This window comes from Streptomyces sp. NPDC007095 (assembly GCF_040634475.1).
GTDB lineage: Bacteria > Actinomycetota > Actinomycetes > Streptomycetales > Streptomycetaceae > Streptomyces.
Map to the genome: position 1 here is coordinate 1 of NZ_JBEYFS010000313.1, position 10,761 is coordinate 10,761.

11 protein-coding genes and 1 pseudogene are annotated in these 10,761 nt (G+C 66.7%); 4 read left to right on the plus strand and 8 right to left on the minus strand.

Going from position 1 to position 10,761, the window contains the following annotated elements; translation table 11 throughout:
* Positions 1–1,257 precede the first annotated feature (1,257 nt).
* Both ABZ656_RS52615 and ABZ656_RS52620 read left to right on the plus strand, forming a co-directional pair.
* Positions 1,258–1,710, plus strand: coding sequence for a MarR family winged helix-turn-helix transcriptional regulator (locus ABZ656_RS52615; RefSeq protein WP_075033844.1), 453 nt, complete (start codon positions 1,258–1,260; stop codon positions 1,708–1,710).
* 188 nt (positions 1,711–1,898) lie between these two features.
* Positions 1,899–2,291 (plus strand): annotated as a pseudogene (locus ABZ656_RS52620) (carboxymuconolactone decarboxylase family protein); the annotation flags it as partial.
* Between the two features lie 336 nt (positions 2,292–2,627).
* Here ABZ656_RS52620 and tatC read toward each other — a convergent pair.
* From tatC to ABZ656_RS52655, 7 genes are all read right to left on the minus strand, one after another.
* Positions 2,628–3,506 carry a twin-arginine translocase subunit TatC gene (tatC, locus tag ABZ656_RS52625; RefSeq protein ID WP_360279123.1) on the minus strand — a complete coding sequence of 293 codons (879 nt, stop codon included), beginning with the start codon at positions 3,504–3,506 and terminating at the stop codon, positions 2,628–2,630.
* Positions 3,507–3,567: 61 nt separating this feature from the next.
* Positions 3,568–3,828: a Sec-independent protein translocase subunit TatA gene (gene tatA / locus ABZ656_RS52630; RefSeq protein ID WP_101406434.1), complete on the minus strand. Its 261-nt coding sequence runs from the start codon at positions 3,826–3,828 to the stop codon at positions 3,568–3,570.
* 98 nt (positions 3,829–3,926) lie between these two features.
* Positions 3,927–4,406, minus strand: coding sequence for a Sec-independent protein translocase subunit TatB (locus ABZ656_RS52635; RefSeq protein WP_360279126.1), 480 nt, complete (start codon positions 4,404–4,406; stop codon positions 3,927–3,929).
* Between the two features lie 365 nt (positions 4,407–4,771).
* Entirely contained in the window at positions 4,772–5,893 is a 1,122-nt protein-coding gene (locus ABZ656_RS52640; protein ID WP_101406432.1) for an alpha/beta hydrolase, read from the minus strand.
* A 194-nt stretch (positions 5,894–6,087) separates the two neighbouring features.
* Complete coding sequence (locus ABZ656_RS52645) at positions 6,088–6,561, minus strand: VOC family protein (RefSeq protein WP_360279129.1); 474 nt, start codon at positions 6,559–6,561, stop codon at positions 6,088–6,090.
* A 33-nt stretch (positions 6,562–6,594) separates the two neighbouring features.
* The gene (locus ABZ656_RS52650) at positions 6,595–6,774 is read right to left on the minus strand and encodes a hypothetical protein (protein WP_101406430.1); all 180 of its coding nucleotides are present in this window, start codon (positions 6,772–6,774) and stop codon (positions 6,595–6,597) included.
* 61 nt (positions 6,775–6,835) lie between these two features.
* Positions 6,836–7,351 carry a hypothetical protein gene (locus ABZ656_RS52655; protein ID WP_129592340.1) on the minus strand — a complete coding sequence of 172 codons (516 nt, stop codon included), beginning with the start codon at positions 7,349–7,351 and terminating at the stop codon, positions 6,836–6,838.
* Between the two features lie 875 nt (positions 7,352–8,226).
* On the opposite strand from ABZ656_RS52655, the gene ABZ656_RS52660 reads away from it, so the two are divergent.
* Complete coding sequence (locus ABZ656_RS52660; protein WP_360279133.1) at positions 8,227–9,225, plus strand: nitrilase-related carbon-nitrogen hydrolase; 999 nt, start codon at positions 8,227–8,229, stop codon at positions 9,223–9,225.
* Between the two features lie 483 nt (positions 9,226–9,708).
* Positions 9,709–10,182 (plus strand): carboxymuconolactone decarboxylase family protein, encoded by a 474-nt coding sequence (locus ABZ656_RS52665; RefSeq protein ID WP_075033853.1) that lies wholly within the window; start codon positions 9,709–9,711, stop codon positions 10,180–10,182.
* A 171-nt stretch (positions 10,183–10,353) separates the two neighbouring features.
* On the opposite strand, the gene ABZ656_RS52670 is transcribed toward ABZ656_RS52665, so the two are convergent.
* Positions 10,354–10,761 (minus strand): DDE-type integrase/transposase/recombinase (locus ABZ656_RS52670; protein WP_360279137.1); only part of this gene is annotated, 408 nt, incomplete at its 5' end.

Genomic DNA, 10,761 nt, shown 5'->3' on the forward strand with positions numbered 1-10,761 from the left:
GCTGGTGCTGGTCATGCGGGTGGTTCTCCTGCTCGTTCGTCCACCCAGGCTAACTGATCACGCCGGGGTGTCTCGCCCAACGATGTCAGGGAGGGTTGCGGGACAAGGTGCGCCACCGGTGCTGCGCCGAGAAGGGGGAGGGCTCATGGCTCGTCGGTGACGGGGCTCCGGCCGGCCGGGCCAGCACGGAAAGCCGCCGTCGTGTGCGTTGAGGGCAGCTGCCCGGGATGGTGTTGACGAGCTTGAGCACGAGGGCATGAAGCGGCCCTTTGCGGTCATGCCGGCGCCGGTCCACGAGATCCACAGCATGGTCATGGCGATGAACAGTGAAATGGGCTCGCACCACAAGACGCGGAAGCACCACTGATCAAGAAGTAGCTACCCTCACGCACCGGCCTCGCGACCGAACGCAGGGCCGGATCCGGGGGAGACGCGACCAGGCATGACAGCGGCGTCACGGGGTATGGACCTCCCCTTTCACTCCGGTGTGACGCCGCTCCCCGGATCGGCACCGTGAGGCGTCGTCCGCAAGGTTCCTCGCTGGCCTGGGCGGCCTGGCCTGGACGAGCTCCTTGACGTCGGCCTTCGCCGGATGGTGGTCCACGCCTGTGAAGGGGCCGGGGCGGCGTTCATTGAGCCCGCAGACCCTGAGGAGCGGGAGACGCCGGTGCCGGTGCCGGCCTCCAGGCCTTGTCCGGCGGTCAGAAGACCTGGGCGAAGCAGCCCAGGGTGACAGCTATCGAGAGCACCGCCAGCGAGACTGCCATGAGGGGCTTGGGTACGTGCATGGGAATCCTCCATTGTTCGGGCTGATGTGGCTCACAGGCAGTACCGAACGAGCCACTTGTCGGCGTTGTAGTGTTCGTCGCCGGGTTCGGCATCGTGGCCGCCCGTTCTTCGATCATCTCCTCGGGGAGGATTCGCTTCGGCAGCTCGCCAAACCGGGCGGGCGGTGAGGTGGAGCCTCGGGAAGAGTTCGGCCGCTGCGGAGAGTGTCGGCTCACGCACGGGAGCAGATCCGATGGGGGTTTCCATGACAAGGCAAGGCTTTCGGGTGGAGGGGTGCGAGGCTCGCTGGAGAGGCCAGGAGGGGCATCACGCCACAGCTATGAGCATATGCTCATATTTGCCTTGATGGCAAGAGCGGGTGGTTCGGGGTGGACGCGCCGGCCCGTCGCCGACCGTTGACGGCAGGGTGACTGTCGCATTTGAGAGCACCTGCTCGTATCATGGGTGGGTGAAGCTCTGGAGGAGACAATGACCACTGCGCCGACGGATCCCGCCGACTCGTGCAACAACCTGGCCCTGCGCAAGGCGGCCCGGTACCTCGGTGCGACCTACGACAAGGCCCTGGCCCCCGTCGGTCTTCGTGCGACGCAGCTCAGCATCCTGCAGAAGCTGAGTGGGCACGGAGAAATGACGATCACCAGCCTCGCCGACGTGATCGCCATGGACCGCACGACGATGGCCTCAAACCTCAAGCCGCTTGCCCGCGAGGGTCTGGTAACCGTCGAGTCATCGGCAGCCGACCGCCGCGCACGGATCGCCGCCATCACGCCGGACGGCCTCACCCGACTGAAGGCGGCGCTACCACTGTGGAATGCCGTGCAGGCCCAGTTCGAGGAGAACTTCGGCGCCGACGAGGCAGCCCATCTGCGCGCGTACCTCGACGCCGTCCTTCATACCGGATTCGAGCCCTGGGCCGAGTAGGACACGACGCTTCTGGCGCTACTGAGGGCTGGCGCCGGCCGCCCTGACGTCACCGAATGCCCGTGAACACGCCGGGCGTGACGGACCCCTTGACGTGGCTGCTTCCAAGGAGCGGGCGCATGGGGGGAGTCGTCGAGGGTGTGTGAGATCGGGCATCGACGGCAGGGACTCGCTGTGCAGCCTGGACAGGCAAGGTCATCACGGAGTCGACTCTGTCGGCCGCGACGCAGGAACTGATGAAGATCCGGGCCGGCCAGATCAACGGCTGAGGCTTCTGCACCGACGTGCACACCAAGGACGCCACGCACGGCGGGGAGACCTCGGTACGTCTCAACCTGAGCGCGGCTGAGGACACGGTGTTCACCGAGGCCGAGCGGGCGCCCTTGGAACTGGCGGAACAGGGCACGCGCATCGTCCGGTGGCGTCACCGACGAGGCCTGGGCGAACGCGGCCAACTGCTACGACGAGGACCAGTTGGCCGGGTTGGTGTCCCTCATCGCCCTGATCAACGCTTACAACCGCACCGCATGAACGTCATCATCCAGCGGCCGGGCCAGCTTCGACGACGCCTCCACCGTTAACTTCCCAGTCGGCGGCAGCCACGGCATCACGCCCTGCAGCGCGGCCTTCGCTTCCTTCTTCCCCAACCCCATCCACACTCGATTACGGAGTCGATCTGAATGCCGCGGGCAAGGTCCGCAGGTCTCGCGGTCACGCCCTCGGTACCCGGCGCCCCGGAACCGGCGTGTCACTACGAACAAGTGCGCCGTGGCGTTCTACGACCGCTCGCGCAATAAAGCGGGATCTGGCACGACGTACGCATCTGCGGCAACGCCGTCAATCTGCGGGCCTCCCGGGCTCGTCGCAAGCAACTGCCTTGACCACCGGCGGCGGGCCGCTCCTTGAGAAGGGGCTCGTCAGGGTCGGCTGACGGAGATGTCGTCGGGGGCGTCGAGGGGGGTCGGGGTGATGTCGATGGGGGATGCCTCGGTGTCCGGGCTTCCGCCTGGCCGAGTGGTGCCGGTGCGCTGTCGGCGGCGATCGTTGTACCAGGAGATGGCGCACGCCGCCAGGTACAGCAGGCTGATGGGGGTGGCGAGCAGCAGCATGCTGAGTGGGTCGGTGCTGGGGGTGGCGAGCGCCGCGAAGGCGGCGATGGCCATGAGCATGCCGCGCCACCAGTCGGCCATCCGGCGTGCGCTGATCACGCCGCCGAGGTTCAGCAGCACGAGGAGGACGGGGAGTTCGAAGGAGAGGCCGAAGACGAGGACCATGTGGGTGGCGAGGTCGAGGAAGTCGTCGACGGGCAGGAGGTTGGTGGCGTCGTCCGGGGTGAAGGAGATAAGTACCCGTGCCGTGGTGGGCAGGGTCCAGTACGCCACGGCGGCACCGGTCAGGAACAGGGGGATGCCGGCCCCGAGGAAGGTCAGGGTGTATGTCTTCTCGTTGCGGTGCAGTCCTGGTGCGACGAAGGCCCACAGCTGATACAGCCACAGCGGGCTCGCGGCGACGACCCCCGCGGTGATCGACACCTTCAGCGCGAGGGTGAAGGGTGACAGAAGGCCGTTGAGGGAGATCACGCCGCAGCGGCCCGCGTCGTCCGTGCTGGCCGGTTGGCCCGGAGCGCAGCCGGGCAGGGGATCGATGAGGAATCCGATCAGTTGCTTGTAGAACAGGGCCGCAACGACGGTGCCGAGCAGGATCGCTCCGACGGCCTTGAGCAGGCGGTTGCGCAGCTCGCGCAGGTGCTCCCCCAGGGACATGGGCGCGGCGTCATGTGCTGGTTGGGTCGGCATGGGCGGTCCCGGTCCCTTCAAGTGCGGCACCGGCCGGGTGCTGGTCGGTGGCTTCGGCGTTTCAGCGCCGGGGGGAGGTGTCTGCCTCGGTCGCCTCCGGGGCCGTGTGCCGGCTCTCGGCCGCGAGCTGGTGGGCTGCGGTGGCGTGAACGGTCGGGGGTTCGTCCGCGTCGTCCTTCTGCATGGCCTTGGTCTCGCTCTTGAGGATCCGCAGCGACTGCCCGAAGGAGCGGGCCATATCGGGGAGCCGCTTGGCGCCGAACAGGAGCACGACGACGAGGAGGATGAGGATGATCTCGGGTGCTCCGAGCCTGCCGAACATGGGCGTTTCCTTTCCGAGGGTCTGAAAGCGCAGGGGCGGTGCTCCTGCGCGGTGGCCTGGCTGCGGACGGATGCGGCAGCCAGGCTCTGCGTAGCCGGTCACTGGGTTGAGGGGCCGGGCCGACGGCGAGGCGGCCGTGGTCCTTCCCGGTTACGGGCCGTTTTTGTCGAGGCTGTAGCGCCCCGCGCCGGTGGCCGAGGCTCGTGGCCGGTGGCCGCGGGAAGCGGGCCGGGTGCGGTGGCCTTCCCGAGGCCCTTTGAGGTGTTGGTTCCGGCGCTGTCAAGCGGTTCGTCCCCTAGGCCGAGGTCGGCGGTCAGGTCGTCCAGGCCCAGGCTCTGGTCGCCCAGCAGGTTCTTGGCCACGAAGGTCTTCGGGTTGAGGTCCTCGAGATTCAGGTCCTTGAGCTCGGTGGGGAGTTCGTCTCGAATGCTCGCCTGAGCGCTCTGCGAGAACTCGCGGAGCTTGTGCAGGGTCCGCACGGTGTCGGACACCATCTTGGGGAGCTTGTCGGGCCCGACAAGAAGGACGGCCAGCACGATCAGCGTCACAACTTCGAGTGGGCCGATGTCGGAAAACATCCGTGCCTCCCGTCGGGGATGGTGAAGGCTCCGCCGCTCCTGGAAGGAGGCGAAGCGTGGCGTGCCAGTCGTCCGAAGGGGCGCCTGCCGAACGCAGGCCAGCCGCGCGATGGCGTGCGGCTCCCCGGGGGCTGACCACCCCGGGTACTACTACGCAAGAGCGTTCGCTCCGGTCCTGCCCGCCGGGACCCCCGGCGGGCAGGACGACCTCGGTCGAGGGCCCCTACGGTGGGATTAGCGCAGGAGCCGGGCGAACATACCGGGCTCTTCGGTGAGGAGCCCCGGCTGCTCGAAAGCGGCGACACTGCCGCCCGGTCGAGCGCGTGCCGTCACGCCCGGGGCATGCCCGGACGTCTGGCCGTCCGCTAGCGGGGCGGGCCGGCGGCGCGGCGGTACGGGGCCAGGAAGCGCGTCAGTTCCGACAGCAGCTGCCTGGGGGCCTGCTCAGCGACCCAGTGGCCGGCACCGGGGATGACCACACCTTGTACGTCGTTCGCGAGGGGAATCATCGCCTTCCCGACCAGGTCACCCCAGCTTTCCGATCCGCCGATCGCCAGGACGGGCATCGTCAGCTTGTTCTCGGCGCGCGTCGCGTTCTGCGCGGTGGTGGCGTCCCACGCGCGGTAGAGACCGAAGCTGCCGCGCAGGGTCTCGGGGTCGGAGAAGAGACGGAAGTAGTACTCGCGCGCGTAGTCGGGCAGCTTCTGTCCGCCCTGGATGTCGAACTCGTAGCCGAAGAAGATCTCCTCCCGGCCGCTGACCAGCTTCTCGGTCAGCTTGTGGTTGACCCGGTTGAAGGGAATGTGCCAGAGCCTGTTGTTGTGCTCCTCATCGATGAACAGGGGCGGCGAGGCCTTCAGCGTCGGGGGCCCGGGAACCTCCAGGAGGGCCACGCGGGCGACACGCTGTGGATGGTCCGCCGCCAGCGCGTAACTGATGATCAGGCCGGTGTCATGGCCGGCCACGGCGAACCGCTGGTGACCGAGGGCGTCCATCAGGGCGACCAGGTCGTTGGCGAGGGTAGCGGTGTCGTACCCGCTCTTGGGCTTCTCGGTCAGACCGATGCCGCGCTGGTCGACGGCGATGACCGTGTAGTGCCGGGCGAGCTCCGGCATCACCATGCGCCAGGCGTACCAGTTCTGTGGCCAGCCGTGTACCAGCAGCAGCGGCGGGCCGTCGCCTCCGATGACCGCGTGCTGGCGCAGTCCGCCGGCCTGGATGAACCGGCTGGTGAACGTCTTGGTGAACCCGGCCGGAAGCCCCGGAGCCGTGGAGACCGAACCCAAACCCCTCGGCCTGCGCATGGCGGGGGAGGCAGCGGCGGACGGGGTCAATCCGCCTATCAGCGAGATACCGGCTGCGGCAGCAGCAGAAGCAGCCGCGCCGCCGACGAAGCCGCGTCGGGACAGCCCGCGCCGGGCACGGCGTGACAGCGGCTTTGATCCGGGGCCTTCCTGCGCGGGCGGCTCCATGGGAGACATGGTCATGAAAATTTTCCCTTCGAACGTTGCTCGAGCGCCAGGGCGAAGCCAGGATCTCGAGACTAATGAGCATATGCTCGTATTTGGGTCGGCTTCGGGATCCGACTGATGGTGCGCCGGGGCTGTGTTCAGGTGCTGATCGGGGCCGGCCGGCCTGCAGGCTGGTCGTCGCCCGTCATTCCCGGGTGGCTGGTGAGATGTCAGCCGCCGGGGAACCGCTGCGTGATCTCCTGGAGCACCCAGCCGTTGCCGTCCGGGTCGCTGAAGGTGGCGAAGGAGCCGTAGGAGGCGCGGCCGGGGTGCAGGCCGGCAAGCCGCCCCTGTCCCTCGACCCGGTGGGTGACCTCTCCGGCCTCATGGCCGTGGTAGAGCAGTCCTGCGGCGTCGTGGAAGACTTCGCCCACTTCGATGCCGCGACCGACGAGTTCCGCGCGGGCCTCCTCGATGTCGGAGACGGCGAGATACAGGCCCTGGGCCGAGCCGGGTGCGGCGGAGGTGATCCCCGTGCCGAACATGATCGAGCACTCGGAACCGGGCGGCGTGAAGTGCACCGCGCGCCAGTTCTCGCTGGCGGCCATGTCGATGTCCAGACGGAATCCCACCTGCTCGTAGAAGGCCTTGGCCCGATCGACGTCGGAAACAGGCAGCACGGTGACTTCGAGCTTCATGTACATGTAGGGGTCTTTCTCTCTTGGTGTCGGTAAATCTCACACCTGCGAGTCACCGGTCCATGGAGGCCGGGGGTGGAGGAGCAGTACGAGCTGCCCACCGGCTCCGGGATTGCGATCCGGAGGGTGGACGATCGGGTTCCAGGTAGCGCACGCCTGCTCGATGCCGCCGCTCTTGAGGTGCATCTCGGCGCCGGTCACCAGGTCGAGCGCGACCACCCAACCTGCATAGGTGTCAGATGGGCGGGCTGTGGCGGCGAGGGCGTACGACAGCCAACCGTCAGCGCTTCAGGTGGACGGTGAAGTGCCTCTCGGTGTCACCGGCAGGAACGGTGCGAACAAAGCCCCGGGCGTTGCGGTAGTCGCCTGATCCGCCGGTGATGCCGACGTCGACGTAGGACGGGGCGGGCAGGTGGAGCAGCGCCTGCGCGGCGAACTGTCCCTCAGGCAGAGAGAAGGTGCCCAGGCACTGGAGCGCGGCCGGATTGACGCGGGTATAGGTGCAGACGACGCTGTGATCGCCGACCTTCTCGCCGTCGCGGTAGAGGTCTTCGTGGATGACGCGCTGGTCACCCGGACTGATTCCTGCCCGGCCCAGGTCGAGGTCTTCGATCGAGGTCTGTTTGCCGACCAGCTCGAAAGTTTTCGCGCGCTGGGCAACGACGGGCGCACTGGCAGAAGTTGACGTGCCGGCCGACGCCAGCGGGGCGATGGCGACGCCACCGGCGACGACAGTGGCGATGCCGGCGGCTGCACTCAGGTAACGCAGCTTGTTGATCTTCAATGTAGTCGGCAACTTGCCGCTCCTTTCTGTGGTGTCGATTCGGTGACGGCAGAACCTCGGCCCGGATGCACGGGGGCCGACGCCTGCTCCGATCGACTTGTGAACAACCTCTGTTGGGGTGGCATTTCGACACTCACACAACCTACGTCACCCATCAAGGGGGTGACGGATAATCAGGCGGTGACCGCCCTGGATGCCGAGCCATGCTCTTGCTGGTGCGGACCTTGCACAGTGTCAGGTTGTTGCATGTGTCGACGACGTCCGCCCGCGTCGGGGCCATGTCGTCACGACGTGACTCACCAGCGATAAGAGCATATGCTCCTATTATCGAAATGGCAAGGGGTGGGTCTTGGGTGACACCTACCGTGACCCCCGGTCCATCGCCGGGGGCGCGGGCGCGCGATGGTCGAGTCGCCCCCCGGCTCATTTCGGTCGGACGGCGATCCATCCGCGACCCGGACGTCCTCATCGCTGTGGACGCCGGATGCGACGCGCACCCCGCCGCGCCTTCCCTGTTGTCCATCTGGAGGCGGTCGCGGTGATACCGGTATGGCGCCGGCGTCAGGCGTCGCAGATGCGACATGTCGCCAAAGGTGACGGCCGCGTGAGGAGCGGGCGCGGCCACCCCTTCGGGGCGCGGCGATGGGTGCCCGGGCGACTCGGCGTCGCCGAGTCGAAAGGGTTCGGGAGGATCTGACCCTTGCTGTCGAGCCGATAGGAGCATATGCTCCTATCGGCTCAGTAGTCACGTAGCGGAGCTGGAGTTGTCCGCTCGGCCGGGCCCCATCCCTCCCGGACCGCCTCGATTGCCTCTTTATCGCGTGCCCGTCCGGGCTCGCGCAGCATCGCGAGGTCTTACCGACCGTACATTTGCAAGGAGTATTGCCATGACTGTCGTAAAAGCCGCTGCAGTCCAGATCAGTCCCGTGCTTTACAGCCGCGCGGGCACCGTAGAGAAGGTCGTGAAAAAGATCCGCGACCTGGGCGAGCAGGGTGTCCAGTTCGCAGTCTTCCCTGAGACCATCGTTCCCTACTACCCCTACTACCCCTACTTCTCCTTCGTGCAGCCGCCCTACACCATGGCCAAGGGGCACCTGCGCCTGCTCGATCAGGCGGTGACCGTACCGTCCGCCGAGACCGACGCGATCGCCGAAGCCGTCCGGGAAGCCCACATGGTCGTCTCGATCGGCGTCAACGAGCGTGACGGCGGCACCATCTACAACACGCAACTGCTGTTCGACGCGGACGGCACACTGATCCAGCGCCGCCGCAAGATCACGCCGACCTATCACGAGCGGATGATCTGGGGCCAGGGCGACGGTTCGGGCCTGCGCGCGGTAGATAGCGCCGTCGGCCGCATCGGCCAGCTCGCATGCTGGGAGCACTACCTGCCGCTAGCTCGCTATGCCCTGATCGCCGACGGCGAGCAGATCCACGCCGCGATGTACCCCGGCTCCTTCGGCGGCCAGCAGTTCGCCGACCAGATCGAGGTCAACATCCGCCAGCATGCGCTGGAATCGGCCTGCTTCGTGGTCAACGCCACCGCCTGGCTCGAGGCCGACCAGCAGGCGCAGATCGCCAAGGACACCGGCGGCCCCGTTGGTGCGATCTCCGGTGGCTTCTTCACCGCCATTATCGACCCCGAGGGCCGGATCATCGGCGAGCCGCTCATATCCGGCGAAGGTGAAGTGATCGCCGATCTGGACTTCGCGCAGATCGACCTGCGCAAGCGCCTGATGGATGCGCGCGGCCACTACAGCCGCCCGGAACTGGTCAGCCTGCAGATCGAACGCACGCCGGCGCCCCACATCCGTGAGCGCAGCACTCGCCTGCCGGTCCAGACTGGCCGGGCGGCTGAAGAAGGCCGCCCCGTCGAAGCCCAGTGAGCTGTTTGCCGAGCCTGGAGGTCCTCCCGGGGGCTCGAACCGGGCAGTAGGAGTTCATGCTCGTAAGTTCGGCGCGCGGTCTCATGTCGCCCATGCGCCTAATGCGTCGCGGCGTCGCGAATCCGCTTCTTGTTTTTCCCACCTCGCCTGGGAAGTGCCCGGGTGAACGGCTGAGCGACAAGTGTCGGATCAAAGCCGAAGGGATATGGCCCCGGTCGACGACGCCGATGCCATCCTCAAGCTCGCCGACTACCAGGACTGCTGGTCTTATGGAGGAGTTCCACTTTGACCGGATTCCGGAGGCCAGCCGAAAGCTGCCCCACGCACCCGATGGGACCGGGCACCTGATCGGCGCCAGACGGGAACAAAAGCGCGGCGAGAAGGTTTGTTGCGTATCGCCGCCGCTTGTAACAATGGCACAGATTAGGCGAGGCTGAGGATGCCCCTGCGGGGTGCGTCCGGCCACGCGAAGAGGAGGAACCCATGACTGATTCAGAGACTGAGAAGCAGCGCGTTAACATCGGAAAGCAGCACCCTGCCAATTACAAGGCTCTTATCGACCTGTCCTCGGCAGTGGAAGACACCACCACCGCGGCAGGTCTTGACCCGCTTCTGGTCGAGCTTTTGAAGATCCGCACGTCCCAGATCAACGGCTGCGCGTTCTGTCTCAAAACGCACACCCGCGACGCGCTCAAGAAGGGCGAGAACCCGGACCGGATCGCAGTGCTGCCCGCGTGGGAAGAAACCGATTACTTCTCCGAGACCGACCGCGCGGCCCTACGCCTTACAGAGGCCATCGCGCACGTGTCCGAGGGGCACGTGAGCGACGACGACTACAACGCGGCAGCAGCCGTGCTCTCCGCAGATCAGGTCTCGGCGGTGGCCTGGCTGTCAACGTTGATGAACGCCTTCAACCGCGTCGCGATTACAAGTCGATACCCGGTCACCGGCAACTGAACCAGCTTGTTGTCCGTGCGGGCATTCGAGTGCTGTCGTCCCAGGACGAGTCCTTCGAGGTCGCCCCGATGCGTCGGTGGCGTTGGGCATGCAGGACACTCCCAGCACCCATGTATACGGAGGGCCGGTCCGTCTCTGTGAAGTTTCCCCGTGGTCTCGGGCACTCGATGGTTATGCCGCGAGGGCGTGTTGATGGCGTTGTCTGGTCTCGGCTGGGGTGAGGTAGCCGAAGACCTTGTGTTTGCGCAGGCGGCGGCGGTTGTGGAGGGTCTCGGTGGAGGCAAAGGCCTCGGCGCGGGCGGTGGCTCGGTAGGGCCGGATGCGGGTGCCGATTTCCTCCTTGAGTAGGGCCCAGAAGCTTTCGGCGGCGGCATTGTCGAAACATGGTTCGGTGCGTCCGCAACTCTGCCGGAGACCCAGTTCTCTTATCCGGTCCCGGGATTGGGTTGAGGTGTACTCGCTGCCGTGATCACTGTGTATGACACAGCCGGTCTCCAGAGCGGTCCGGGCGTGGGCCATGTCGAGGGTGTCCATGAGGAGTTCGGCGCGGTGGTGGTCGGTCATGGCGTGGCCGACGAC

Coding starts and splice junctions, on each gene's coding strand:
- ABZ656_RS52615 (WP_075033844.1), top strand. CDS start 1,258: ATGACCACTGCGCCGACGGATCCCGCCGACTCGTGCAACAACCTGGCC.
- tatC (WP_360279123.1), bottom strand. CDS start 3,506: ATGCCGACCCAACCAGCACATGACGCCGCGCCCATGTCCCTGGGGGAG.
- tatA (WP_101406434.1), bottom strand. CDS start 3,828: ATGTTCGGCAGGCTCGGAGCACCCGAGATCATCCTCATCCTCCTCGTC.
- ABZ656_RS52635 (WP_360279126.1), bottom strand. CDS start 4,406: ATGTTTTCCGACATCGGCCCACTCGAAGTTGTGACGCTGATCGTGCTG.
- ABZ656_RS52640 (WP_101406432.1), bottom strand. CDS start 5,893: ATGACCATGTCTCCCATGGAGCCGCCCGCGCAGGAAGGCCCCGGATCA.
- ABZ656_RS52645 (WP_360279129.1), bottom strand. CDS start 6,561: ATGTACATGAAGCTCGAAGTCACCGTGCTGCCTGTTTCCGACGTCGAT.
- ABZ656_RS52660 (WP_360279133.1), top strand. CDS start 8,227: ATGACTGTCGTAAAAGCCGCTGCAGTCCAGATCAGTCCCGTGCTTTAC.
- ABZ656_RS52665 (WP_075033853.1), top strand. CDS start 9,709: ATGACTGATTCAGAGACTGAGAAGCAGCGCGTTAACATCGGAAAGCAG.